This window comes from Bradyrhizobium sp. ORS 375 (assembly GCF_000239775.1).
Lineage (GTDB): Bacteria > Pseudomonadota > Alphaproteobacteria > Rhizobiales > Xanthobacteraceae > Bradyrhizobium.
Map to the genome: position 1 here is coordinate 1 of NZ_CAFI01000024.1, position 26,280 is coordinate 26,280.

A 26,280-nucleotide genomic window follows, 5' to 3' on the forward strand; every position below is an offset into this window, starting at 1 on the left:
AGCGGCTCCTGCGCGCCCGGCGAGCGGCCGAACGCGGCCGCCGCGCGCGCCATCTCGGAGAGCGGCCGGATGATCGCCCGCGCCGCATAGATCGACAGCAGCACGCCGAGGATCAGAATGAGAAAGAGGAACACGGCGGTCGGCTTGACCACCATCGACCAGAATTCCAGCCGCGGCACGTCGTCGAACACCAGCGCGCGCTCGCCGTCGACCTGAACGATGATCTGGGTCGGCGGCGCCGCGCCATAGCTCACGCCGTGCAGCAAGTTGATGTCGCGCAGCACGGCGAGCTGACGGCGGGCGAGCTTCGAGGTCAAGGGCACGTGCGGCGCCGGCTTGGCGAGCAGCGTCAGCGCGGTCAGCGGCACCAGCTCGACGGGGATGCCGGAGCTGCGCAGGCTCGACAGGCTGCTCTCGACGGCGACGGGGTCGTTCGCGGCGCGGACGAAATGCACCGCCTCGGCGACGCGCGCCACGCCGTAGGCGGGCGATTCCTGCTCGTCGGGCGGATCGAGGAACAGCAGCGCCGCCGCGATCATCACGACCATGCCGAACAGCAGGGAGAGTGACGCCAAGGTCACGATCTGCGTGGTGAGGCCGAGCCGCGGGCACGTCTTGTTGTCAGGCTTCATCGAGAGTCTCGACCTTTGGCGTGAACACGTAGCCACCGAGGCGCACGGTCTTGATCATGCTCCAGCTCTTCGCGCCGGGCTCGATCTTCTGGCGGATGCGGCTGATGTGAACGTCGATGCTGCGCTCGACCGGGCCGGCCTGACCGCCATGCGCCAGCTCGATCAGCTGCTCGCGCGACAGCACGCGGCCGGCGTTGCGGCAGAACGCCAGCAGGATGTCGAACTCGGCGCTGGTCACGGTGATCTTGACGCGGTCGGGATCGAACAGCGTGCGCGTCGCCGGCTCGATGCGCCAGCCCTCGAAGATCATCGGCGCCTGGCGCGCGGCGATCACGGCGGGATGCAGTTGCGAGCGGCGCAGCAGCGCCCGGATGCGCGCCACCAGCTCGCGCGGATTGAACGGCTTGACCACATAGTCGTCGGCGCCGAGCTCGAGGCCGAGGATGCGGTCGATGTCCTCGCCCTTGGCGGTGACCATGATGATGGGCACGGTCGAGATCTGGCGGAGGCGGCGGCAGATGCTCATGCCGTCCTCGTCCGGCAGCATCAGGTCGAGCATGATGAGATCGACCTGCTCGCGCTGCAGGACGTCATTCATCGCCGCCGCCGAGGCGACAAAGCGCGGCGCGAAGCCGTGCTCCTGCAACAGCTCGGTGAGCAATGCTGCGATCTCGCGATCATCCTCGACGCAGAGAATGCGCGCGGCAGCCGGCAGGTTCGCGTCGATAGTCACGGCGGTATTGTGTGACGACATCATGCGCGGAACATGGTCGATTTTGGCCGAAAAGAACAGCCCGAAGCGGCGCCCGATCGTGGCGAAATCAAGCTGTATTGTTAAGGCGGAAACATTTCTTCACGCGACTTAACCCTGCGCGACGGCCATCGCGCCTAAGGCTTGGCGGATCAGACAAACATCAACAGGGAAGTCCTGCGGCGAGGCTGATGCGGCCGGCGCGGCCTCCTCCAACCCGCGATGCCCAGCCCCGTGAAGCCAGTCCTGCTCGCCCTCTGCCTGTCCACCCCGCTGCTCGCCGGCTGCGCCGTCGGGCCCGACTACATCAAGCCGGATTTCGGTACGCCTGCGCGCTGGAGCAGCGACCGCAACCAGCCTGCACAGGCGCTGAAGCTTGCGCAATGGTGGCGCAACCTCGGCGATTCCCTGCTCGATCAACTGATCAGCGACGCCGTCGCCGGCAATCTCGATGTCGCCGCCGCCAAGGCCCGCATCCGCGAGGCCCGCGCGACGCAGCGCCAGGCCGTCGGCGCATTGTTTCCGACCGTGAGCGGGACCGGCTCGGCCACCGAGACCCGCAGCGCGGGCACGGCCACGACCGGCATCGCCATCGCTCCGACCACCTATAGCCAATTCCAGGCCGGCTTCGATTCGAGCTGGGAGCTCGATCTGTTCGGCGCCAACCGGCGCGCCGTCGAGGCGGCCGGCTACGGCGTCGACGCCGCCGAGGATGATCTGCGCGCGACGCTGCTGACGCTGATCGGCGACGTCGCCTCCAACTACATCGATGCGCGGGCCTATCAGGCGCGGGTGGCGCTGGCGCGGCGCACCGCCGCCTCGCAGCGCGAGACCGCAGCGCTGACCGAGCGCAAGCAGAATGCCGGCTCGGCCTCGGCCGTCGACACGGCCAAAGCCTCGGCGCTCGCAGCCAGCACGGAGGCGACCATCCCGACATATGAGAGCAGCTATCAGCAGGCGGTGCACCGGCTCGGCGTGCTGCTCGGCCGCGATCCCAGCGCGCTCAGCCAGCGCCTGTCCCGCCCCCTGCCGATCCCCTCGCCGCGCCTGCCGCTGCCCAAGGGCATCCCGGCCGACGTCATGACGATGCGTCCCGACGTCCGCAAGGCCGAGCGGCAGCTCGCGCAGTTCACGGCCAAGATCGGACAGGCGGCGGCGGCGCTGTATCCGGATGTCAGCCTCACAGGCACGGTCTCGACGACGGCGCTCAAGCTCGGCGATCTCGGCAGGAGCTCGACGATCGGCTGGTCGATCGGGCCGAGCGTCTCGCTACCGATCTTCAATGGCGGCAAGCTGCAGGCCGCGGTCGAGATCGCCGAGGCGCAGCGCGACGAATACCACGTCGCCTGGCGCAACGCGGTGCTGAGCGCGCTGGAGGACGTCGAGAACGCGATCGTCAATCTCGGCCAGGAGCGGCTGCGCATCCGCAGCCTGACGGAATCCGCGCGCCGCTATGGCGACGCCGCGCGGCTGTCGCGCGCGCTCTACCAGACGGGATCCAGCACCTTCCTCGACGTGCTCGATGCCGAGCGCTCGCAATTCACCGCCGAGGACAGCCTGCTCGCGAGCCGCGCCAACGTGGCCAAGAACTATGTCGCACTCGCCAAGGCGCTGGGGGGCGGCTGGACCGGACCGATCGACAGCACGGTGCCGGAGGTCGTCGACAGCGGCACCGGCCCGCATCTCGCGCAAGCCGCTGCGCCCCGATGATCCCAGAGTGATCCATGAGCGTCTGCGAAGTAGCCCGATGAACGCACCCCTGCCCCACCTGCCCGGCCCGGTCGCGATCGACGACGGCACCGCGCCCTCGTCCAAGCCGAAGCGAGGCCGCCGCTGGCCCCTGTTCGTCACCGCGGCGCTCGTGCTTGCGGCGCTGGGCCTGATCGCCAGCCGCTATACGAGCAATCCCAGCGCCAATCTCGTGACCGCGCCAGTGACGATCGGTGACATCGAACAGACAGTGCTTGCCACCGGCACGCTGAAGCCGGTCAAGCTGGTCGCGGTCGGCGCCCAGGCCTCGGGCCGGCTGGTCGCCCTGAGCGTCACACTGGGCCAGAAGGTCAGAGCGGGCGATTTGATCGCGGAGATCGACTCGCTGACGCAGCAGAATACGCTGCGCACCAACGAGGCGAGCCTGCGCAGCGTCCGCGCCCAGCGCGACGAGAAGCTCGCGACGCTGGCGTTGGCCGAAGCGAACCTCGCGCGGCAGCAGACGACGCTGGCGCAAAAGGCCTCATCGCGCGCGGACTATGACAGCGCCGAAGCCACCGTGAAGCAGACCCAGGCGCAGATCGCCCAGCTTGAGGCGCAGATCGTCGAGGCCGAGGTCGCGATCGAGACCGCGCGCGTCAATCTCGGCTACACCAGGATCACCGCTCCGATCGACGGCACGGTGCTGTCGATCGCCACCCAGCAGGGCCAGACGGTGAATGCCGTGCAATCCGCGCCGACCATCGTCGTGCTCGGCCAGGTCGAGACCATGACCGTGCGCGTCGAGATCTCCGAGGCCGACGTCGTCAGGGTCAGGCCGGGCCAGAACGTCTACTTCACGATCCTGGGAGACCCGGATCGCCGCTACACGGCCACGCTCGGGACGATCGAGCCGGCGCCGGAATCGGTCAAGAGCGACTCCAGCTTCTCCTCGACCACGACGACGTCGTCGAGCAGCAGCAGCACGTCGTCTTCGTCCAGCTCTGCCGCGATCTACTACAACGGTGTCTTCAACGTCGCCAATCCTGACGGGCGGCTGATGACCTACATGACCGCCGAGGTCCACATTCTGCTCGGCGAGGCCCGCAACGTGCTGACCATCCCGTCATCGGCGCTCGGCAACGCCAATGCCGACGGCAGCTATCCCGTGCGCGTGATCGACGGCGCGGGCACGCTCCAGAAGCGCAGCGTCCGCATCGGCCTGAACAACAAGATCCGGGCCGAGGTGCAGTCCGGCCTGCGAGAGGGCGAGCGCGTGGTGATCTCGGCCGCCAGCGACGGACCAAAGCAAACGATCATGCCGCCGCCGCCCGGAGCCGGAGGTCCGTGATGCCTGAGCTTCTGATCGATCTGCAGAACGTCGGGCGGCGGTATGCCTCGGGCGAAGGCACCGTGCATGCGCTGCGCGGTGTCGACATCGCAATCGCGCGTGGCGAGATGGTCGCGATCATCGGCCAGTCCGGCTCCGGCAAGTCGACGCTGATGAACATTCTCGGCTGTCTCGACCGCCCGACCTCCGGCAGCTACCGGATCGCCGGGCGGGAAATGGGCTCGCTCGACCCCGACGAGCTGGCAGCGCTGCGCCGCGAGCATTTCGGCTTCATCTTCCAGCGCTACCACTTGCTTGGCGAGCTGACGTCGGCTGAGAATGCCGAGGTCCCCGCGGTCTATTCGGGGCTTTCGCCCGAGGCGAGGCGCCGCAAGACCGAGGCGCTGCTGCAGCGGCTCGGCATGGGCAGCCGGATCGGACACCGGCCGGGGCAGCTCTCGGGCGGCCAGCAGCAGCGGGTCTCGATCGCGCGTGCGCTGGTCAACGATCCCGACGTGATCCTGGCCGACGAGCCGACCGGCGCGCTCGACCGCGCCAGCGGCGAGGAGGTGCTGCGCATCCTCGACGAGATCAGCGCGACGGGACGCACCGTCATCATCGTCACGCACGACGCCGGCGTCGCACAGCGTGCCAGGCGCATCATCGAGCTGCAGGACGGCCGCGTCATCTCCGACCGGCCGAACCCGCGCAGTCCTGCCCCCGAGACGTCCCTGGCGAGCGAGGACCATCCGGCGCCGGTCGCCTCGTGGTGGCGTAGCGCGCTCGATCGCTTCCGCGAAGCCGCGCGCATGGCGCTGCTCGCGATGAACGCACATCGACTGCGTGCCTTTCTCACGATGCTCGGCATCATCATCGGCGTCGCCTCGGTTGTCCTGGTGCTCGCGCTCGGCCGCGGCTCGCAGGCGCGCGTACTGGAGAACATCAACCGGCTTGGCACCAACACGCTGGAGTTCTTCCCCGGCAAGGATTTCGGCGACACCAAGGCCAGCAAGATCAGGACGCTGGTGCTCGCGGACGCCAAGATGATGGCTCAGCAGCCCTATGTCGACGCGATCTCGCCGACGGTGTCGACGACGAGCACGCTGCGCTTCGGCGCGATCGAGGTGAGCGCGCAGGTCTCCGGCGTCGGCGAGCAGTATTTCCGGGTCAAGAACACCGAGCTCGCCGAGGGCAGCTATCTCGATGCCGATACGGTGCGATCCTATGCGCAGGATGCCGTCATCGACGACAATGCGCGCAAGGCGCTGTTCCCCGATGCCGATGTCAGCCCGCTCGGCAGCGTGGTCCTGATCGGCAAGGTGCCGTGCCGCGTCGTTGGGGTGACCAAGCAGCAGCAGGCCGGCTTCGGCTCCAGCTCGACGCCGATCGTCTATCTGCCCTACACCACCGTGCAGGCGCGCTTCATCGGCAACCAAGTGCTGCGCAGCATCAGCGTCCGCGTCGACGAGGCGACGCCGATGGCGGAGGCCGAGCGCGCGGCGACGGCGCTGCTGGTCTCGCGGCACAACACCAAGGACTTTTTCGTCCTCAACACCGACGACATCCGCAAGACCGTCGAGAGCACGACGCAGGTGCTGACCCTGCTGGTCGCGGCCATCGCCGTGATCTCACTTTTGGTCGGCGGCATCGGCGTCATGAACATCATGCTGGTGTCGGTGTCCGAGCGCGTCGGCGAGATCGGCGTGCGCATGGCGGTCGGCGCCCGGCGCAGCGACATCCTGACGCAGTTCCTGATCGAGGCGGTGCTGGTCTGCCTGCTCGGGGGCGCGCTGGGCCTTTTCCTTGCGGTCGGCTTCGGCACGGTCTTCAACGCGCTCGATGCCGGCTTCCAGCTGATCTACTCGCCGCTCGCGATGGTCGGCTCCGCCGTGATCTCCATGGCCATCGGCATCGGCTTCGGCTACATGCCCGCCCGCAGTGCGTCGCGGCTGGATCCGGCCACGGCGCTGGCGAGGGAGTAGCTGGCAGGAGATGAAGGCGTTGAGCTGATTAGGTCGAGCCCGCCGCGGCGACGGCAGTCTGCTCCCTCTCCCCGTTCTTACGGGGAGAGGGGCTGGGGTGAGGGGCAGCCACACGGGAAGTGTCCAATTACGGCGCCTACTTCACTCTTGCGAGAACGACATCGATTCATATCGTTCGATAGAATGAAGTCGAGTTTCACCAAGGGCACCGCCCGTGCGGCTGCCCCTCACCCCGACCCTCTCCCCGTAAGAACGGGGAGAGGGGGCGCAGCGTCGTTTGGGGTGAGTGCTCGATACTCTCCTACGGGCCTCTCACATCTACTTCCGCCCAGCCCCTACCGCTTCGCCGCCATCTGCGTGCTGGCCTGCGCGTCCTGCGCCACGGCCCCCTTGTCGGTCCATTCCGGCGGGGCACCGAGGCGGCTTGCGACCATGCCGATCAGGCCTGGATCTCTGCCGTAGGCCTCGCAGGCGGGGTTCTTCGGCTTGCCGCCGAGCGCGGCGCCGATGCGGTCGATCGAGGGGATCTTGGGCGGCTTGCCGAAGGGTGTCTCGCCGGTCACCAGCAGCTGGCCGAAATCGGCGCTGAACGAGCCCGCGAGATCGTAGGCATCGCCGGCCTGCGAGATCACCGGCGAGTTGGTGAAGGAGTTGGCGCCGCGCGCCCAGACCATGGCAGCCTGCTGCCGGCCTCTGCGATCCACGGCCTCCGCTTCGATGGTGAGACTGCCGAGCCCGATCGGCAGACGCGGCACCGGCACGGGAACGCCGAGTGCGCCGGGCACGGCCGAGACGACCTTTGAGGCACCCGCGGCCACCGGATCCGTCGCAGCCGCTTGCGTGATGAAGGTACGCGTCGTCAGGTCAGCCCGCTCGTTCGGCGCCACCACCGTGAAACGCTCACTCAAATTGAGGCACAGCGCGCGATCGACGGCATTCGTCACCAGCCTCTGCTGCGGCTCGCCGAGCACCGACCCGACATCGCCTGCGAAGGTCGTCGGCATGATGCGCACCGTCGTAGCAGCCAGCACATTGTCCTTGTTGATGTTGAGCACCGACTTGGCGAGCAGGCCGTTCGACTCTGCTAATGACTGATAGGACTTGAGCGCGCCGCTCTGGGTGATCGGCGCCGTCGCGCAGCCGGAAAGGCCGATGGCCGCGCCCAACGCGGCAATATGCTTAAGGGACACAGACGTGCTTGAGCGGACCAAATGCTCGATGTCGACCATGCCGGGATCGCCTCTCGCTGACCGATTTGCGCCGGCTCTGGCGCCCCATGCTTGTGCCCGGACAATCCGGACAGCATGCGGCGGAACGGTGGAGAGATGTTACCATAGGCCACCAACCAAGGAGAGAGTGCGGCAGGATTGGTCGCGGTACGATCGCGGGTTTCAAAATCCGCTGGTGATTGCGGCGATGCTTGAAATCACCAGGACAGCGCCTAGCCAGGCTGACCACGACCTGGAAGCGGTGCTCCGCCAAATCGAGCAGGATGTGCTTCAACGGAATCACATCTGGCAGCCTCGCGCACATTCCTGCTTCCCCGGCGCGTAGCCTTGAGAGATCAGCCCCGCTATCACCCACGGCTACCGAATTTGACGATCGCAGTTTTGCGCTCGTCTCTCTCCGCATCGTCATGGCCGGGCGTGTCCCGGCCATCCACGTGGTTCGGCATGCCTGGAAAGACGTGGATGCCCGGGACAGGCCCGGGCATGACGGAGTAAACCTCTCGCAGCCTTTCTGGCCGCGACAGCTCAGGATTTCAGTATTCGATATCTCTGCCATGGACGAGGTCGGATCGAGACCACGCCTCTCACCCCAATAGCTTGTCCAGCGTGATCGGCAGGTCGCGCACGCGCTTGCCGGTGGCATGATAGACAGCGTTGGCGATCGCGGCGGGAACGCCGACGATGCCGATCTCACCGACGCCCTTGATACCCATCTTGTTGATGATGCGATCCTCCTCCTCGACGAAGATCACCTTGATGTCGTGCACGTCGGCGTTCACCGGCATGTGATACTCGGCGATGTTGGCGTTCATGATGCGGCCGAAGCGGTGATCGATCTGCGCCTCCTCGTGCAGGGCCATGCCGATGCCCATGACCATGCCGCCCATGATCTGGCTCGATGCGGTCTTGGTGTTGAGGATGCGGCCGGCGGCGACGGCGCTGACGATTCGCGTCACCTTGACGACGCCGAGCTCCTCGTCGACTTTCACTTCAGCGAAAATCGCCGAGTGGGTGTTGTGGGCGTGCTTGTCGTCGTCCTCGAAGTCCGCACCGCGCTCCTTCTGGATACGGTCCTTGCCGCCGTGGCGCATGACGTCCGACATCGCCACCGAGCGGCCGCGATCGGCGATCGCGACGATGGCGCCATCGGCCAGCGTCACCTCATCGGCCGTCAGCCCCTTCAGCGGGGAATCCGGCATGGTCTGCGCAATCGTCAGCAGCTCGGCGCGGATGTCGTCGGCGGCATTGACGATGGCGTGAGAGATCGAGGCCGCCGTCCACGAACCGCCCTCGACCGGGGCTTTCGGCAGGGTCGAATCGCCGAGCTTCACGGTAATGCTGTCGAGCGGCACGCCGAGCATATCGGCGGCGACCTGCGCCATGATCGTATAGGTGCCGGTGCCGATGTCCGAGGTGGCGCTGGCCACTTCGACATGGCCGTTGGCGGTCATCACGATGCGCGAGGCGAACGGCATCTGCATCGCCTCCCAGGCGCCGCTCGCCATGCCCCAGCCGACCAGCTCGCGGCCGTCACGCATCGAGCGCGGCTCGGCGCTGCGCTTCGACCAGCCGAACGCGTCGGCGCCCTGCCGATAGCACTCCTTCAGCCGCTTGCTGGAGAACGGCAGGTTCTTGTCCTGGTCGCGATCGGAGTAGCAGCGCAGCCGCAGCTCCAGCGGATCCATCTTCAGCGCGACGGCGAGCTCGTCCATCGCGCATTCCAGGCCGTAGACACCGCTCGCCGCACCCGGCGCGCGCATGTCGCCGGGCGTCGGCACGTCGAGCTTGGCGAGCCGGTGCGTCGCGCGTGAATTCTCCGATGTGTAGAGCACCTCGCCCCAGCCGATGTCGTTGCGCGAGAAGGCCTCGTGCTGCGAGGTCATCGCGATCGCCTCGTGTGTCAGGGCGGCCAGCGCGCCGTCCCTGGCAGCGCCGAGCGCGAGCCGCTCGATCGTCGCCGGCCGATAGCACAGGCCGTACATCTGGGCGCGGCTGAGCACCACGCGCACGGCACGCTTGAGCTTGAGCGCAGCCATCGCCGCCAGTGCGACCTGGAACTGCGGCCGCAGGCCGGAGCCGAAGGCGCCGCCGACGAACGGCGACATGACCTGGACGTCGTCCTCCTTCAGCTCGAACACGCTGCAGACATAGCGCTGCACGTTCTGCACGCCCTGGGTCTTATCGTAGACGACGAGCTTGCCGCCGTCCTTCCAGAGCACGGTTGAGCCGTAGAGCTCCATCGGATTGTGATACTCGATCGGCACGCCATACTCGGCATCGTGACGCACGGGGGCGCCGGCGAGTGCTTTGGTCGCGTCACCGCGCGGCTTCACCGGCTTGTCGACCTTGAACGCCTGCTCGCGCTTCGCATACAGATCGGTCGCGAACTCCTCGGTGTGATACCGCAGGTCGACCAGCGTGGCGGCGAAGCGCGCCGTGTCCTCATCCTCCGCAACGACCAGCGCGACCGGCTGGAAGTTGAAATGCACACGGTCGTCGTAGAGCGGGCGGTAGGGCGAGCCGTCCTCGGGCGCGACCTCGTCGCGATAGCCGTCGTCCTTGTCGGCCATCCTGACCCGGTTGGTGTGAGTCAGCACGTCGATCACACCCTCGACCGCGCGGGCGCGGCTGGTGTCGATGCTGACGATCCGGCCTTTCGGAATGGTGGAGCTGACCACGACGCCGAAAGCGAGATCCGGCGCGTTGAACTCGGCGGCGTATTTGGCGGCGCCTGTGACCTTGGCGCGGCCGTCGACGCGGGAGGTGGCGGTGCCGATGTGAGCTGTCATGAGATCACCGGATGGACTTGATGGATTGAACCTGCGGCGTGCCATCAGCGGCTTGCGTCAATGTTCTGATGATCGCGCGGCGGGCGAGCGGAGGCTTGAAGGCGTTGTGCTGTTGCGGCCTGGCATCCTGGAGCAGGATGTCGGCCGCGCGCTCGAACGCCGCGCGCTCCGGCGCCTGGCCGCGCAGCGCGGCCTCCGCGGCATCGTTCCGCCACGGCTTGTGGGCGACACCGCCAAGCGCCAATCGTGCCTCGCGGATGCGACCGCCCTCGACATCGAGCGCCGCTGCGACCGAGACCAGCGCGAAGGCGTAGGACAGCCGGTCGCGGATCTTGAGATAGCTGTAGTTGGCGGCGAAGCCTTGCGCCGGCAGCTCGATGGCGGTGATGATCTCATCAGCACGGAGCGTGTTGTCGAGGTCGGGCCGGTCGCCGGGCAGCCGGTGGAAATCGGCAAACGCAATCACACGCTCGCCTTGGGCCCCCGCGACGTGCACCGTGGCGGCCAGCGCAGCCAGCGCCACGCACATGTCGGACGGATGGGTGGCGATGCAGTCGGCGCTCGCGCCGAGGATCGCATGGTTGCGGTTGAGGCCGTCTTTGGCCGAGCATCCGGCGCCCGGCGCGCGCTTGTTGCAGGGCGTGGCGACGTCGTAGAAATAGGCGCAGCGCGTCCGCTGCAGCAGGTTGCCGCCGGTCGAGGCCATGTTGCGCAGCTGCGCCGAGGCCCCGGCGAGGATCGCGCTCGACAGCAACGGATAGCGGCTCTCGATCACAGGGTGATAGGCCAGCGTGCTGTTCGGCACCAGCGCGCCGATCCTGACGCCGCCGCCGCTGGTCTCCTCCACCGCGTTCAGCGGCAGGCGGGTGATGTCGATCAGCCGGCGCGGCTGCTCGACGTCATATTTCATCAGGTCGATCAGGTTGGTGCCGCCGGCGATGAACTTCGCATCGGGGGTATCAGCCTTCAGCCTGACGGCCTCGGCGACGTCGCTGGCGCGCGCGTAGTCGAAATTGTTCATCGGCCGCCTCCCATCGCCTGCTCGATCGCGCCGACGATGTTCGGATAGGCGCCACAACGACAGATGTTGCCGCTCATCAGCTCGCGGATTTCGTCCTTGCTCTTCGCCTTGCCTTCCGCGATCAGGCCGACGCCTGAGCAGATCTGGCCCGGCGTGCAATAGCCGCATTGGAAGGCGTCATGATCGATGAAGGCCTGCTGCAGCGGATGCAACTCGTCGCCCTTGGCGAGGCCTTCGATCGTGGTGATCTCGGCACCGTCCTTCATCACGGCGAGGGTCAGGCAGGACAGTGAACGGCGACCGTCGATCAGAACGGTGCAGGCGCCGCACTGGCCGTGGTCGCAGCCCTTCTTGGTACCGGTGAGATCGAGATGGTTTCGCAGCAGGTCGAGCAGCGTCGTCCAGGGCGCCACCGACAGCGTGCGGCTTTCGCCGTTGATCCGCAGCGTGACGGACAGCGGGGCAGGTTTGGTGAGAGATGCGGCACTCTCGCGCGACGGGCTCATGCGGGGTCTCCGTTGACGGACCCGCATCAACCCGCAATGGCGCGAATGGTTCTCAGCAATTTTCGCGTGGCGGACAGCAGGGCTGGCCCCGGGGGCCAGCCGGACGGACCACGCTCTGCGTGATATGGCTCAGGCGGCGCGGCCGAGCCAGGCGCGCATCTTCTGCGCCAGGCTGCGCCGGGCGCTGCCATCCGGCGTTTGAACTGCCGCCGCGGCAGCGTCGGGCCGCGCCTCGGCTGCTGTGCCGGGGGGCGGCGTCTCCGAGGAGACGTCCTCGCTGTCGCGGCTGCCTTCCGGGGCGGGCTGCGCGGGGCTGGGAACGAGCGATTTGATCGCAGCCGCCACGGCCTCGACGCGCTCGAGATCAGCCGGCACGCGCTCCACGCCCGGCAGGTCAGCTGGAATCGCCACGGCGTCGTCCTGCGATGGCAACGCGGGCAGCTCGGCACTCGCCGGCTCCGCTGGATCGGGCAGTAGCGCCAGCTCGGGCGCAGGCGCGGCCGCGGTGACCTCCATCGGCGGGATCGTGAGAGGCGTCGAAAGCTCCGACGGCGCCGGCTGCGCCGCCACACGATTGCGACGCTTCTTGGCAGTCGCGGGCTTCTCCAACGCTGGCTTATCGACCGCAGCCGCCTGCTCGGTCCGCGCTTTGACAACGGCCGCTTTTTCGACCGAAGCCTTGGCCGGCTCCTGCGCCGGCTTCGCCTTCGCCTTGCGGATCAGGCCGGCGAGCGCATAGGGCCCCACCGTCTCCAAGAATGTCTTCTCGTGATCGCGTGACAGCCGCTCCACTGCAGCATCGAGCGGCAGCCAGTCCACGGCACGGACGTCATCCATCAGCGGCTGCGACGCCTCGCCTGCCGCCTCCATGCGCCAGTAGTGCACGACCTTGGAGCGCGTGCCGGTGTCATGCACCAGCGTGCCGAGGAATTCATGCACGGTCACCTTGTGACCGGTCTCCTCCAGCACCTCGCGCTTGGCCGCGTCGCGCGGCGTCTCGCCGTCGTCGAGCTTGCCCTTCGGCAACACCCATTCGTCGCGCTTGCGCAGGCGCACGACCGCGATCCGCGGGGGTTGCTCCCGCCGCAGCACGATGCCACCTGCCGCCATGATCGGCGCTCTCGCCATCGCCTCTCCCACGCCTCGCGGGTTGCAGCCCGCCGATTCGCCAGTTCAACGCCAGGATATGGCGACGCGCAACGGCGAAATCGAGATTGCCGTCGTGGACGTGTCACATTCAATCGACGGCGACGCGCCTGCGCCACAGTGGCTGCCCGGCCCTGACACGCGCGCCCTCGGCGATGTCAGGCGCAAACGCGAAGTCGCCGGGCGCGAGCAGGATGATGGTCGAGCCGTGCTCGAACCAGCCGAGCTCATCGCCCTTCTTCACCTCTTTGTTGCAGGCATGGCTCAGCGGCCGTTCGGTCTGCGCATTCAGCACGCGGTCGAGCGCGTGCAGGCGGATGCTCGCGACCAGGATCGCGGCGACCGGCACGATCGTGAACGGCTCGCCCGTGGCGAGATGGGTGCGGATCACGGCGCGCTCGTTCTTGCAGAACAGCCGCTCGACGCGCTTCAGCGCGATCGGATTGACGTTCCAGACGTCGCCATGGATCAGGCTGACATGCTCGAGCGTCATGTCCGCCGGCGCGTGGAAGCGGTGATACATGCTCGACGTCAGCCGGATCGTGACGAAGCTGCCGTTGCGATGGGTCTCGACCACGCCGGGATCGGCGACGAGCTCCTTCAGCGAATAAGGCGCGCCCTTGATCTGGTAGAGCTCGCCGTCCTTGATCGTGCCGTGCGCGCCGATGATGCCGTCGGACGGCGTCGTCACGATGGAGGGATCCGGATCGAACGGCCTCAAACCCGGCTTCAGCTCGCGGGTGAAGCAGGCGTGCAGACTCTTGAACTCGCTCTCCCTGGCCTCGGAGAGGTCGAGATCGGAGAACAGCTTCCACAGCGCGATGGACGTGTCCTTCACCAGCGGGTTCTCGATCTTCGAGAACCAGCCCATGAAGCGGGTCAGCGCGGCCCGCGGCACGCGGTTGGTGAGCAGGAAGTTGAGATCTTCCTGTTGGGTGAAGGAGGCGATCAGGCTTTTGACTGTCATGAATCTGTCAGCAGGAGTGGTTAGCGCTTTTGGACATGATGGAAAACTCGATTCCTTATGTATCGCTCGCCGTTGGCGCTGCCGTGACGGCCGCCGTCGCCCCAAAGGTCAAGGCCCGCATCGAACTGTCGCGCGCCAAGCACCGCTCGCTGGCCGGCCATTCCAAGATGTCCCGCCGGATCTCCAAGCTGATCCCGCGCTATGAGTTCGACATCGACGACTTCTTCCGCTCCGACGGCGCGCCCCAGGCGGTCGCCACGCAGCGGCAGGACGCCTTCTTTCGGCTCGGCGCACTGTTCCAGGAGAAGTTCGCCAAGAGCCGCGCGCTCACCGCCGAAGCGGCGAGCCGCATCTCGGATCTGCAGTTCACCCAGTCCTACCGCGTGCCGTTCCAGTACAGCCGGCTGGTCAAGGAGCAGCTCGGCGCCGGCTCGTTCATGCAGTCGTCGTCGGGCGTGACGGTGACCGATCTCGACGGCAATCAGTTCTACGATCTCACCGGCTCCTACGGCGTCAACATCTTCGGCTACGACTTCTACAAGGAATGCATCGCCGCCGCCGAGCGGCGCGCGCAGGCGCTCGGGCCCGTGCTCGGGCTGTATCATCCCGTCGTCGCCGAGAATGTGAAGCGGCTGACCGAACTGTCCGGGATGGACGAGGTCTCGTTCCACATGTCCGGCACCGAGGCGGTGATGCAGGCGGTGCGGCTCGCCCGCTACCACACCGGCCGGTCTCATCTGGTGCGCTTCGCCGGCGCCTATCACGGCTGGTGGGGCGACGTGCAGCCCGGCGTCGGCAACCCGATCGCACCGCACGAGACCTACACGCTCGCCGAGATGTCCGAGCGCACCCTGCACGTCCTGCGCACGCGGCGCGACATCGCCTGCGTTCTGGTCAACCCGCTGCAGGCGCTGCATCCGAACAGCAACGCGCCCGGCGATTCGGCGCTGGTGGATTCCTCGCGCAAGGGGCGTTACGACCGCGAGGCCTACACGGCCTGGCTGAAGCAGCTGCGCGAGGTGTGCGCTGAGCGCGGCATCGTGCTGCTGTTCGACGAGGTCTTCCTCGGCTTCCGGCTCGCGCCGGGCGGCGCCCAGGAGTATTTCGGCATCAAGGCCGACATGGTGACCTACGGCAAGAGTCTCGGCGGCGGGCTGCCGATCGGCGTGGTCTGCGGCAAGAAGGAGTACATGCGCCGCTTCCGCGACGACCGTCCCGCCGACATCTGCTTCGCCCGTGGCACCTTCAACTCGCATCCGTATGTGATGACGGCGATGGACGAGTTCCTGAGCCGGCTCGACAGCCCCAACTTCCGCGCCATCTATGACGGCCTCGACGACACCTGGAACGGCCGCGCCTCCAAGCTCAATGCGGAGCTCACCGCCAAGGATCTGCCGGTGCGCGTCTCCAACATGCAGTCGATCTGGCTGGTCGAGTACACCGTGCCGTCGCGCTACAATTGGATGCTGCAATATTACCTGCGCGCCGAGGGCCTGGCGCTGAGCTGGGTCGGCACCGGCCGCTTCATCTTCAGCCTGAACTACACCGACGCCGATTTCGCCGAAGTGACCAAGCGCGTCGTCGCGGCCGCGGAGAAGATGAAGCAGGACGGCTGGTGGTGGAACGACGGCACCCTCACCAACAAGGGCATCAAGCGCCAGATCCTGAAAGAGATGCTCGGCGCCGCCTTCGGACGCTGAGTTCGCTGCTACCCTCCCCTGGAGGGGGAGGGTCGCCTTACGGGGCGCGCAGCGGCACGTAAGGCGGGGTGGGGTGATCTCTCCACGCAGGCCAGTGCCCGTGGAGAGATCACCCCACCCCGACGCCCGCTGCGCGCGCGTCGACCCTCCCCCTCCAGGGGAGGGTGGCACTGCCGCCTTGGCTGCGTGCGCGATTGATCTCACTTTCGCTTCCTGAAAGACACTGACGCTTCCCCACAAACACCGATGCCCGGGCCAGTCCCGGGCATCGCACATGTCCGATCGAGCATCAGGCTCAGGCGTGCTGCTCCTCGAGGCCTTCGCTCATCAGGTGCAAGCCCGGATCGATCAGCTCGCCGCGCAGCAGAGCCAAGGGCGCGGAGCGGTACTGCATGAAGTCGTTGAACGGGTCGGTGATGATCTTGGTCATCCAGACGAGGCCGGTTTCGACGTCGCGAATGAAGAACAACTGGATGGTGCGGAACATCAGGCCGCCGATGCCGATCACCAGCCACAGCTTGGCGGTCTCGCGCACGAAATCCATCGCCGATGTCCAGGGCGACAGCAGGCCGAACAGGGTCGGCTGCAGATAGAGTACCACGGGAGCAGCGGCCCAGATCGACATCAGCACGACCTTGCGCTGCAGATTGTAGCCGACCTTGATCTCTTCCTTGTGCTCGTGCGTCGCCTGGTTGACGTGGTCATAGCCCTTCGGCTCGAAGAAGAAATGCCCCGCCTGGCGCGAGGTCATCGACACCAGCCAGCCGATCAGCGCCGAGACCAGCGGATCGAACACCATCATGACATAGGCGATCAGGAAGCTGAGCGCGCTGACGAAGTGCAGGCTCTGATTGATTCGGCTGTGGTGATAGTAGCGATGGTCGTCCCAGCGCTGGATCCGCAGCTGCTCCAGGAAGTGCTTGATCATGGTTGCTCCGAAGAATGAGTTGCAGGTCATGTACAGGGATTCGATGTAGTTCGTGTGACATCATCAAGATGTCACACGACAGGACGAGGAACACGTCGGACACTACGGGTCGGACGGAGGCTGCGGCCGTCAGGCGGCGGCGGCGCGGTCCATCTTGCGGAAGCGAACCAGCGAGAAGTGTCCGAGCGGCGGAATCAGGCGGCGCTCGACCAGCTCCATGCGCTGGGCACCGGCGAGCCAGCGCATGTAGCGCGACCAGCCGAACTCTGCGGTACGGAAACCGAGCCGGCGGACCACCGGCTGCAGCGCCTGCTCGATGACGCGGCGCACGCCGACGTCGGCGCTGACGCGTGTCAGGATGATCAGCTCGCCGCCGGGACGCAGCACGCGGGCGAATTCGTCGAGCGCGACCTCCGGATTCGGCACGGCAGTGACGACATATTGCGCCATCACGACGTCGAAGGAATCATCGGGGAAGTCGAGATTCTCGGCGTCCATCACCGCAAGGCCCTCGACGTTCTTCAGCCGCTGCTCGGCGACACGGCGCATCGCCTTGCCAAGCATCGCCTCCGAAATGTCGGTGCCGAACACGCGGACATGCGGCGCGTAGAGCGGCAGCGAGATGCCGGTGCCGACGCCGACCTCGAGCACGCGGCCGCTCATCTTGTTTGTGGCCGAGATCGCGGCCTTGCGGCCCTTGGCGAACACGCCCCCGAACACGAGGTCGTAGATCGGCGCCCAACGGTCATAGGCCTGCTCGACCTGCTCTCGGTCGAAGTCAAGCTCGCGCGCGCCGCCGAGCTTCATGGTTTCTGCCATCGTTACATCTCACTTGGTTTTGGAATGAATGACGTCACGCGCCGTTTGCGATCAGCCGCGCACCACGCTTTGCCCGGCCAGCACCGGCGTCGGACGAGCCGCGCGCGAGGGCTGGAGAATCGCGAGGTTGCCGATGAACTGGCGCGCGCTGTTCTCCCAGGAGCGATCGAGCGCGAAGGAGCGGCAGGTGTCGCGCGACATGGTCAGCGCCTTCAGGCAGGCGGCGCGCAGATCCCAGTCGATCGCTCCGATCGGATGATCGGCGATGACGTCGAGCGGACCGGTGACGGGAAGCGCCGCCACCGGCGTGCCGCAAGCGAGCGACTCGAGCTGCACGACACCGAAGGTGTCAGTCAGGCTGGGAAACACGAAAACATCGGCGGCAGCCATGTGCGCCGTCAGGTCCTTGCCTGTCTTCTCGCCGAGGAAATGCGCCGTCGGAAAGCGGCGCTCCAGCTCCGCCTTCTGCGGGCCGTCCCCGATCACCACCTTCGAGCCGGGCAGATCGAGCGACAGGAACGCATCGAGGTTCTTCTCGACGGCGACGCGACCGACCGACATGAACACCGGGCGCGGCAGATCCAGCGCCGCCGGCGCATCAGGATTGAACAGCTTGGTGTCGACGCCGCGCGTCCAGAAGCCAAGCTTCTTGAAGCCGCGCGCTGCGAGCTCCTGCCGCAGCGAATTGGTCGCGACCATGGTCATCGCGGCAGCATCGTGGAAGCGGCGCATCACCCAATAGCCGACCGCGTCGGGGATGCCGGTGCGCACCGAGACATATTCCGGAAAGCGCGTCGTGTAGGACGTCGTGAACGGCAGGCCATGGCGCAAGCAGTAGCGGCGCACCGCCCAGCCGATCGTGCCTTCGGTCGCGATGTGGATCGCATCCGGCGCGGCAGCCTCGATGCGCCGGGCGATCTCGCCGCCGCGGGTGATCGCGAGCCGCAGCCCCGGATAGGTCGGCACCGCGAAGGACGGAAATCCTTCTGGCGTGAGGAAGGTGATGTCGGCGCCAAGGCCGGCGGCGGCGCGCGACAGCGATGTCAGCGTGCGCACCACGCCGTTGACCTGCGGGTGCCAGGCGTCGGTTGCGATTAAGATCCGCATAAGGCGATCCGGAAAGTTGCAGCGATTCTGAACAGCCGCAAATTCCGACATTGTTATTTCAGGCGTGTGACGTCATCGAACTGTCGAAGGCTCTTTTTAACCGCCTGCGTCGCGCCGATCGCCTCGGCGCGCGCACCCTTGTCGTGAAACCGTCATGAAACAAACGGTTAAGCCGACGAAACCGTTTTGGCGGCACGGCGCAAACGCAACGAAACTTTTCTCCCTTATGAGTTGCAGCATCAGGCGCAGGTCAAGAGCGCCACAAGCAATGATGACAGGCAACTGATTTCAACGAGCCGACCGAGACAACGGCGGCGCGCTTCAAGCAACAAGCAAGGGGACGTCCATGATTACCTCGGGCCCAATCCGTTCACCTTCCCGTCTTCTGTTCGGCGCGCTGATCGCCGCTGTCTGCGTGGCCACCGCGCCGACCCACGCCGCCTCCCCTGCACCGCTCCCCTTCCCGTTCCTGCTGCCGCCGCCGGTTGCGACCTACGAGCCGCCCGCAGCAGCGCCGCAGATCATCAATCCGCAAGAGGACGAGGCGACGCCTTATGAGTTGCCAGGGCGGCTCCGCCGCCAGGTCGTGAGCTACATGACCCGCGAGGCGCCCGGCACGATCGTGATCGATACGCCGAACAAGTACTTGTACTACGTGCTCGGCAATGGCCAGGCGATGCGCTACGGCATCGGCGTCGGCCGCGACGGCTTCACCTGGTCGGGCGTGCAGTCGGTGACCAGGAAGGCGGAATGGCCGGACTGGACGCCGCCGCCGGAGATGATCGCGCGCCAGCCCTATCTGCCGCGCCATATGGCCGGCGGCCCGGGCAATCCGCTCGGCGCCCGCGCGATGTATCTCGGCGGCACGGTGTACCGCATCCACGGCACCAACGCGCCGGAGACGATCGGCACGCATGTGTCGTCGGGCTGCATCCGCCTGACCAACCAGGACGTCATCGACCTCTATTCCCGCGTCAATGTCGGCGCCAAGGTGATCGTGCTGCCGATGGAGCGCCGCGCCGATCTCGGCCGCGTGACGCGCTGACCGCCACCGGCTTTCGGCCCTCCTCTCTGATCCTCCCTGACTGGACCGCCGTGGCCTCGTGCCCCGGCGGTCATTTCTTTGCGCGGGTCCGGGCGTTCACCATCACGGCCGATTGAAGGCCCGCAGCTTTGCGGCCTGCTCTGGCGCGCCCCGGTCCGGCCCTGTAAGCTCGGCAATCTTTTATTAACCGCGATCTCGCCGCGTCCGCCTTCCCGAGCGCCGCGGCACCTGGAGTCCGTGGATCCGACATGAATCTTCCGATGCCGCGACCGGATTGGCAGAGCAGGCCTCACCCGCTCGCTCCGAAATCGCAACGGCCGCCGCGACGCTCACCGCCGCGGCTGCGGCTGATCCTGATCGGCGCCGCGGCGCTCGCTGCCCTCGTGCTGATCGGCATCATCGTCGCGGAAGTGGTCCTGTTCTCGGGCAGCACGCCGGCGCCCCAGGTGACGCAGCTGCCGCCCTTGCCGCCGGCGACGCGCAATTCCATCATCATGGCTCCGGTGTCGATTTCGCTCGGCGCGATCCGTGACGCCGCCGAAAAGGCGACACCGCGCAACTTCACCGGCAAGGCCGACAATCCCGTCAGCCAGATCCTGCAGAACGCCGACATCGGCTGGACCGTCAACCGCGGGGCGATTGCCGCGACCGGCACTCAGGACACGCTGTCGCTGGCGACGCCGCTGTCCGGGCGGCTCAACGTCACCGGCGCGCTGTCGTCGAAGGCGACCGGCGCGATCGGAGACGCGCTGGGCGGCCTGCTCGGCTCCGACGCGGCCAAGCAGATCGGCGGCATCAACATCAAGAACCTGAACGCCACCGCCGACATCAAGGGCAACGTCCTGATCGCCATGCGGCCCCGTGTTGCCGCGTCCTGGTATGTCGAGCCGAACTTCTCGGCCCAGGTCAATCTCGGCGACACTGCGCTCACCGTCGCCGGCGCCCGGGTCAACGTGCCGGCACAGATGAAGCCGGTGATCGACAAGACCGTCAACGACCAGCTCGCCGCGCTCAGCGACCGGCTGCGCAAGGACCCGACGCTGAAGCGCAATGCACAGGCGCAGTGGGCCCGCGCCTGCCGCTCAGTGCCGCTACAGGGCACGGCGCCGGGGCTGCCGGCGGTCTGGCTCGAGATCAAGCCGACGCGCGCTCTTGCCGCGCAGCCGGTGATTGATTCGACCACCGCCAGCATCACGATGGGCATCGAGGCGGAAACCAAGGTGACCGCGGCGGAGACCAAGCCGGTCTGTCCCTTCCCCGAGAAGATCACGATCGTTCCGCCGACCACGGGCGGCATCAATGTCGCGGTTCCCATCGACGTGCCTTTCACCGAGCTCACCAAGCTGGTCGATTCGCAGCTCGCGGGCCGGACGTTCCCCGAGGACGGGTCGGGTCCGGTCGCGGTGACGGTGAAGCATGCGACCGTCGTGCCGTCCGGCAATCGGCTGCTGATCTCGCTGCAGGTGAAGGGCAAGGAGAAAGAGAGCTTCTTCGGCTTCGGCGCCGACGCCACCGTGCACATCTGGGGCCGCCCGATGGTCGACCAGGCGCAGCAGATCCTGCGTCTCTCCGACCTGCAGCTTGCCGTCGAATCCGAGGCCGCCTTCGGCCTGCTCGGCGCGGCGGCGCGCGCCGCCGTTCCGCACCTGCAGCGCGCTCTGCTGGAACGATCGGTGATCGATCTCAAACCGTTCGCCGACAATGTCCGGGAGAAGATCGCGACCGCGATCGCCGAGCTGCAGAAGAACGAGAACGGCATCCGCGTCGACACCGACGTCAATAATCTGGCGCTCACCGACATCGCCTTCGACGCCACCACGCTGCGCGTGATTGCCACCGCCGAGGGCACCATGACCGTGCGGGTCAATTCGCTGCCCGGCCTGTGATTCGCGTTCGTTTCGCAACCGTCCCATGCGCGCAGCCGCTTTGCGCCGCGCGACGCCGGCCGTTATGACTCTCCCGCCAACAACAACAATCTCGGGAGAGAAACATGAGACCTTCGGCGCAAACCTTGTCCGCACAAGCCTTGGCCGCCGCCCTCGCACTCGCGGCGTTGTGCGGAACCGCCCAGGCGCAAACCATCTCCGACGACATCGTCAAGATCGGCGTGCTCACGGACATGTCGAGCCTCTATGCGGATGCCACCGGCAAGGGCTCGCTGGTCGCGGTGCAGATGGCGGTCGAGGATTACGGCGGCAAGGTCAAGGGCAAGAAGGTCGAGGTGGTCTCGGCCGACCACCAGAACAAGCCGGACGTCGGCGTCAACATCGCCCGCAACTGGTACGACAATGAGAAGGTGGATGCGATCTTCGACGTGCCGACGTCTTCCGTGGCGCTGCCGATCTCGGCGCTGACGCGCGAGAAGAACAAGATCCACATCAATTCCGGCGGCGGTTCCTCCGACATCACCGGCACGCAGTGCTCGCCGAACACGGTGCACTGGACCTACGACACCTATGCGCTGTCCAACGTCGCCGGCAAGGCGATGGTCAAGCGCGGCGAGGACACCTGGTTCTTCATCACCGCGGACTATGCGTTCGGCCAGGCACTCGAGCGCGATGCCGCCAATGTGGTGAAGGAGGCCGGCGGCAAGGTGCTCGGCGACGTGCGGCATCCGTTGAACTCATCGGACTTCTCGTCGTTCGTGCTGCAGGCGCAGGCCTCCAAGGCGAAGGTCGTGGGCCTGGCGAATGCCGGCGGCGACACCCAGAACGCGCTGAAGCAGGCCGCCGAGTTCGGCCTGGCGCAGAGCGGCCAGAAGATGATCGCCCTGCTGATGGAGATCACCGACGTGCATTCGCTCGGCATCAAGTCGACCTCCGGCCTGATCGTCACCGACGCGTTCTACTGGGACATGAACGACGAGACCCGCGCCTTCTCCAAGCGCTTCAATGAGAAGGTCGGTCACATGCCGACCATGATCCAGGCCGGGCTCTATTCCGCGACCATGCATTACCTGAAAGCCATCGAGGCGATCGGCACCGACGAGGCGCCGAAGGTGATGGAGCAGATGCGCGCCATGCCGGTGAACGACTTCTTCGCCAAGAATGGCAAGATCCGCATCGACGGCCGCATGGTCCACGACATGTATCTGTTCGAGGTCAAGAAGCCAGAGGAATCGAAAGGCGACTGGGACCTCTACAAGCTGATCGCGACCGTGCCGGGCGACGAAGCCTTCCGCCCGCTCGACAAGGGCGGCTGCCCGCTGGTGAAGTAGGACTGATCGACGCGCGATTGTCCTGTGCAGTACCACTGTGCGATCCAGCGCCCTCTCCCCTTGCGGGAGAGGGCATCGCCGGCCCATCCTCTGACTCGCTCCGGTGAGGGGTATCTCTCCGCGGGCTCGCTCGCGGAAAGATACCCCTCACCCAAGTGAGTACGCCGCTCTGTCCTACATGCCCCCTCCCGCAAGGGGAGAGGGCACATTCACGCACAGCGGCTTTTTGCGACTGAACCTGCAAGGCTTCGGTAGTCTGCTGCCGCCGCCCGCACCTTGGCACCTCTCCGTTCGCGTCCGGCTTGACGCCCCCACACGAAAGCCGCAACACGGCGCTACACGGTGTCCTGGCCTTGCCGGACGCTGCCGCCAGGAAACATTCCGTAACAAAAAACTTCGCAAAACGCCGCGATTCTAGGTCAATTGACGGTATGGCCCAGACACAACCCCACATCCTTGTCGTCGAGGACGACCGCGAGACGCGGACGCTGATCGCGAAATATCTGCGCAACAACGCCTGCAACGTGACCACCGCGACCGACGGCCGCGAGATGACCCGGATCATGGGCGATCACCGCATCGACCTGTTGATCCTCGACGTGATGCTGCCCGGCGAGGACGGCCTGACCCTGTGCCGCAAGCTGCGCGCGGAATCGCAGGTGCCGATCATCATGCTGACCGCGCGCGGCGAGGACGTCGACCGCATCCTCGGACTCGAGATGGGCGCCGACGACTATCTGCCGAAGCCGTTCAATCCGCGTGAGCTGCTCGCCCGCATCAATGCGGTGCTGCGCCGCCAGGCGGCGGCAATGACCGCAAGCGCCACCGAAGGCGCGACCGCGCTGAGCTTCCTCGGTTGGAAGATCGACTTCCGCCTGCGCGAATTGCGCAATCCCGAGGGCGCGCGCGTCGCCATGACCAGCGCCGAGTTCGATCTGCTGCGCACCTTCTGCGAGCGGCCGGGCCGCGTGCTGTCGCGGGACAGCCTGCTCGATCTGACGCAGGGCCGCAGCGCCGGCTCGTTCGAGCGCTCGATCGACGTGCTGGTCAGCCGCATCCGCCGCAAGATCGAGCCCGATCCGCAGGAGGCGACGATGATCAAGACCGTGCGGTCCGGCGGCTACATGTTCACGCCCGTCGTCGAGGTGGTGACCGCGCCGCAGAGCCATTGACGGAGCTGATCGGGTGGCGCTGTCATGACGTCGTTCGGCTTTCTCAACCTGAAGGGAATCCGCGGCCAGATCACGGCGCTGGTGGCCATCTCGATCGTGGCGCTCCACGCCATCATCACGGCGACGTTCCTGATCTATCGCGCCGAACAGCCACCGGGTGAGAACGAGGCCGGCCCGTTTCAGCTCGCGACCGTGATCCATGTCCTCGGGCGCGCCCCCGCGGATGAGCGGGCACGGCTGCTCATCGACATCGCCCGCGCCTATCCCGAGTTCGACATCAAGGCGCAGTCCGGGCCACTGCCGCCGGAGTTGGCGCAATCGCCCGGCGGGACGGAGAAAGACGGCGCTCCGCGCGGCGGCGAGCCGGATGTCGGCCCCCGCAGCCCGCCCGAGGGCGGGCACGGACCCGGCGGCTTTCGCGGCCTCGGCCCGGGCTACCGCGTCTTCATGCCGCCGCCGGGGTCGCTCGCACGCCGGGTGGTCTTCGCACTGCCCGACGGTGACCTGATCTCGGCCAAGGCGCCGGACCGGCCGCGCCGGCCGCCATTCTGGGGCGCGCCGTGGCTGACGACGATCCTGTTCGCGCTGATCAGCACGACGCTGCTCGGCCTATGGGCCGCGCGCGCGCTGACGTCGCCGCTGTCGAGCTTTGCCAAGGCGGCGGAGAATTTCAGCCTCGATGGCGAGGGCCCTGCCCTGCCCGAGCGGGGACCGGAGGAAATCCGCTCGCTGGCGCGGGCGTTGAACCGGATGCGCCAGCGCATCACCGCGCTGATCAACGACCGGACCAAGATGCTCGCGGCGATCAGCCACGACCTTCGCACGCCGCTGACCCGCATGCGGCTGCGCTGCGAGTTCGTCGAGGACGAGCTGCAGCGCAGCCGCATGCTGGCCGATCTCGATCAGATGCACGCGATGCTGGGCTCGGTGCTGTCGTTCCTGCGCAATGGCCGCAAGCTCGAGCCGATGACGCTGGTCGATATCGCGAGCATCCTGCAGCTCGTCGCCGACCAGTTTGCCGATGTCGGTCATCATGTGAGCTATGTCGGCCCGGCGCGCGCGATGGCCACGGTGCGCCCGGACGATCTGATGCGCTCCGTCACCAACCTGGTGGACAATGCGGCGAAGTACGGCAAGGAGATCGTGGTCAGGCTGACGGTTGCCGGCCAGGGTCTGACCATCGAAGTCGAGGATGACGGCCCGGGAATCGCGGATGCCCGGAAGTCCGACATGCTGGAGCCGTTCGTTCGTGGCGACGAAGCCCGCAACATGGACGAGGCCACCGGCTTCGGGCTCGGATTGTCGATCGCCAAGGCGATCGTTCAGGCGCATGGCGGCGAGCTGTCGCTGCACGACCGCAAGCCGCACGGACTGATCGCCCGCATCGAATTGCCGCTCAGCCGGACCACGCTGCGTCCCGCCGCCTGACGCGCGAACGCGCCCGGGAGATCCCGGGCGCGCCGCGTCGATGCGATCCGCCGATCGGTTGCGGTGTCGTTACTCCGAGTACTTGAACTCGGGCATCGACTTCAGCTGATCCTTGGTCGCGTTGATCATCGCGTGGTCCGGATACCAGCGGCTCTTCGACGAGCTCATCGAGGAGGACGACGACGTGCCGGTGGCGGCCCCCGTCGTGGTGGTCGAGGCCGGCGGCGCGGTCGTGGAGCTGGTGCCCGTGGCCGGAGCGGTCGAGGCGGTGTTGGACTGCACCGGCTGATCCGAGAACTTCACCTGGTCGAACGAGACGGCGACGAGGTGCTCGCCCATGCCGAGGAAGCCGCCGACGCCGATCACGACGCCCTTGATGTTGCCGCTCTTGTCGACGAGCATGTCGTCGATCGAGCCGACGTTCTCGTTGTTGTTGTTGTAGACCTTGACGCCGACGAGCTTCGAGGTCCGCCAGTCGCCCTGATAGGACGCCGCGGTGGTGTCGCTCTTGATCGTGGTGTTGGTGGTCGTGGTGGTGCTCTCCGCGGCAAAGGCAGCGGTCGCGAGCAGCAGGGAACCGGCGAGGCCGGCCGCAACAGTCTTCATCACCATGTGGTGTCTCCTCTCAGTGAATGGTGACGAGAGAACTGCACCGGGCAGTCGGCGTTCCCCAGGAACCGCGATTTCGCCATGTTGCGCGACAACCGGTCCCACCGCAGCGCGGAAGTGTTACTGAGTGACGGTTCTGGCGGACGTCGCTCAACTCGGCGAATGGAAATGACGACCGTTGTCAAAGGATTCGAAGCAGCTCGCTGCGACGAC

At 66.7% G+C, this 26,280-nt stretch carries 20 protein-coding genes and 1 pseudogene; 9 read left to right on the forward strand and 12 right to left on the reverse strand.

What is annotated here, in order from left to right; genetic code table 11:
* Window positions 1-632, reverse strand: a pseudogene (locus tag BRAO375_RS01970) (ATP-binding protein); the annotation flags it as partial.
* Complete coding sequence (locus BRAO375_RS01975; RefSeq protein WP_009025769.1) at window positions 622-1,389, reverse strand: response regulator; 768 nt, start codon at window positions 1,387-1,389, stop codon at window positions 622-624. The pseudogene BRAO375_RS01970 and the gene BRAO375_RS01975, both read right to left, overlap by 11 nt.
* 216 nt (window positions 1,390-1,605) lie before the next feature.
* On the opposite strand from BRAO375_RS01975, the gene BRAO375_RS01980 reads away from it, so the two are divergent.
* The 3 genes from BRAO375_RS01980 to BRAO375_RS01990 are packed head-to-tail and all read left to right on the forward strand — an operon-like array spanning window position 1,606 to window position 6,384.
* Window positions 1,606-3,093: an efflux transporter outer membrane subunit gene (locus BRAO375_RS01980; protein ID WP_009025770.1), complete on the forward strand. Its 1,488-nt coding sequence runs from the start codon at window positions 1,606-1,608 to the stop codon at window positions 3,091-3,093.
* 37 nt (window positions 3,094-3,130) lie between these two features.
* Window positions 3,131-4,423, forward strand: coding sequence for an efflux RND transporter periplasmic adaptor subunit (locus tag BRAO375_RS01985; RefSeq protein WP_009025771.1), 1,293 nt, complete (start codon window positions 3,131-3,133; stop codon window positions 4,421-4,423).
* On the forward strand, window positions 4,423-6,384 hold the full coding sequence (locus tag BRAO375_RS01990; RefSeq protein ID WP_009025772.1) for a MacB family efflux pump subunit: 1,962 nt from the start codon (window positions 4,423-4,425) through the stop codon (window positions 6,382-6,384). Before BRAO375_RS01985 ends, BRAO375_RS01990 begins: the two co-directional genes overlap by 1 nt.
* Window positions 6,385-6,719: 335 nt before the next feature.
* Here BRAO375_RS01990 and BRAO375_RS01995 read toward each other — a convergent pair whose 3' ends face one another.
* The 6 genes from BRAO375_RS01995 to asd all read right to left on the reverse strand — a co-directional run bounded on the left by BRAO375_RS01995 (window position 6,720) and on the right by asd (window position 14,042).
* A complete protein-coding gene (locus tag BRAO375_RS01995) occupies window positions 6,720-7,613 on the reverse strand; it encodes a DUF3313 domain-containing protein (RefSeq protein WP_009025773.1) in 894 nt (297 codons plus the stop codon).
* A gap of 584 nt (window positions 7,614-8,197) precedes the next feature.
* The gene (locus BRAO375_RS02005) at window positions 8,198-10,402 is read right to left on the reverse strand and encodes a xanthine dehydrogenase family protein molybdopterin-binding subunit (protein ID WP_009025774.1); all 2,205 of its coding nucleotides are present in this window, start codon (window positions 10,400-10,402) and stop codon (window positions 8,198-8,200) included.
* Between the two features lie 4 nt (window positions 10,403-10,406).
* The gene (locus BRAO375_RS02010) at window positions 10,407-11,423 is read right to left on the reverse strand and encodes an FAD binding domain-containing protein (RefSeq protein WP_009025775.1); all 1,017 of its coding nucleotides are present in this window, start codon (window positions 11,421-11,423) and stop codon (window positions 10,407-10,409) included.
* Window positions 11,420-11,929, reverse strand: a complete 510-nt coding sequence (locus tag BRAO375_RS02015) for a (2Fe-2S)-binding protein (protein ID WP_009025776.1) — start codon at window positions 11,927-11,929, stop codon at window positions 11,420-11,422. Before BRAO375_RS02015 ends, BRAO375_RS02010 begins: the two co-directional genes overlap by 4 nt.
* Before the next feature lie 129 nt (window positions 11,930-12,058).
* Window positions 12,059-13,057: an NUDIX domain-containing protein gene (locus tag BRAO375_RS02020; RefSeq protein ID WP_009025777.1), complete on the reverse strand. Its 999-nt coding sequence runs from the start codon at window positions 13,055-13,057 to the stop codon at window positions 12,059-12,061.
* Between the two features lie 109 nt (window positions 13,058-13,166).
* Window positions 13,167-14,042, reverse strand: coding sequence for an archaetidylserine decarboxylase (gene asd / locus BRAO375_RS02025; RefSeq protein WP_009025778.1), 876 nt, complete (start codon window positions 14,040-14,042; stop codon window positions 13,167-13,169).
* A 35-nt stretch (window positions 14,043-14,077) separates the two neighbouring features.
* On the opposite strand from asd, the gene BRAO375_RS02030 reads away from it, so the two are divergent.
* Window positions 14,078-15,742, forward strand: a complete 1,665-nt coding sequence (locus BRAO375_RS02030) for an aminotransferase class III-fold pyridoxal phosphate-dependent enzyme (protein WP_009025779.1) — start codon at window positions 14,078-14,080, stop codon at window positions 15,740-15,742.
* 295 nt (window positions 15,743-16,037) lie between these two features.
* Here the strand turns inward: BRAO375_RS02030 and BRAO375_RS02035 are convergent, their stop codons facing one another.
* The 3 genes from BRAO375_RS02035 to BRAO375_RS02045 form a co-directional block, all read right to left on the reverse strand.
* On the reverse strand, window positions 16,038-16,670 hold the full coding sequence (locus tag BRAO375_RS02035; protein ID WP_009025780.1) for a hypothetical protein: 633 nt from the start codon (window positions 16,668-16,670) through the stop codon (window positions 16,038-16,040).
* Between the two features lie 129 nt (window positions 16,671-16,799).
* Window positions 16,800-17,489: a class I SAM-dependent methyltransferase gene (locus BRAO375_RS02040; protein WP_085964431.1), complete on the reverse strand. Its 690-nt coding sequence runs from the start codon at window positions 17,487-17,489 to the stop codon at window positions 16,800-16,802.
* Between the two features lie 51 nt (window positions 17,490-17,540).
* Window positions 17,541-18,596: a glycosyltransferase family 4 protein gene (locus BRAO375_RS02045; RefSeq protein WP_009025782.1), complete on the reverse strand. Its 1,056-nt coding sequence runs from the start codon at window positions 18,594-18,596 to the stop codon at window positions 17,541-17,543.
* A 346-nt stretch (window positions 18,597-18,942) separates the two neighbouring features.
* Between BRAO375_RS02045 and BRAO375_RS02050 the strand changes: the two genes are divergently transcribed.
* The 5 genes from BRAO375_RS02050 to BRAO375_RS02070 all read left to right on the forward strand — a co-directional run bounded on the left by BRAO375_RS02050 (window position 18,943) and on the right by BRAO375_RS02070 (window position 25,458).
* Window positions 18,943-19,641 carry a L,D-transpeptidase gene (locus BRAO375_RS02050; protein ID WP_009025783.1) on the forward strand — a complete coding sequence of 233 codons (699 nt, stop codon included), beginning with the start codon at window positions 18,943-18,945 and terminating at the stop codon, window positions 19,639-19,641.
* 248 nt (window positions 19,642-19,889) lie between these two features.
* Window positions 19,890-21,527: a DUF4403 family protein gene (locus tag BRAO375_RS02055; RefSeq protein WP_009025784.1), complete on the forward strand. Its 1,638-nt coding sequence runs from the start codon at window positions 19,890-19,892 to the stop codon at window positions 21,525-21,527.
* Between the two features lie 104 nt (window positions 21,528-21,631).
* The gene (locus BRAO375_RS02060; protein ID WP_009025785.1) at window positions 21,632-22,858 is read left to right on the forward strand and encodes an ABC transporter substrate-binding protein; all 1,227 of its coding nucleotides are present in this window, start codon (window positions 21,632-21,634) and stop codon (window positions 22,856-22,858) included.
* A gap of 431 nt (window positions 22,859-23,289) precedes the next feature.
* Window positions 23,290-24,030 carry a response regulator gene (locus BRAO375_RS02065; protein WP_009025786.1) on the forward strand — a complete coding sequence of 247 codons (741 nt, stop codon included), beginning with the start codon at window positions 23,290-23,292 and terminating at the stop codon, window positions 24,028-24,030.
* 24 nt (window positions 24,031-24,054) lie between these two features.
* Window positions 24,055-25,458, forward strand: a complete 1,404-nt coding sequence (locus BRAO375_RS02070) for an ATP-binding protein (RefSeq protein ID WP_009025787.1) — start codon at window positions 24,055-24,057, stop codon at window positions 25,456-25,458.
* A gap of 69 nt (window positions 25,459-25,527) precedes the next feature.
* Here BRAO375_RS02070 and BRAO375_RS02075 read toward each other — a convergent pair whose 3' ends face one another.
* Entirely contained in the window at window positions 25,528-26,070 is a 543-nt protein-coding gene (locus tag BRAO375_RS02075) for a PRC-barrel domain-containing protein (RefSeq protein ID WP_009025788.1), read from the reverse strand.
* Window positions 26,071-26,280 lie beyond the last annotated feature (210 nt).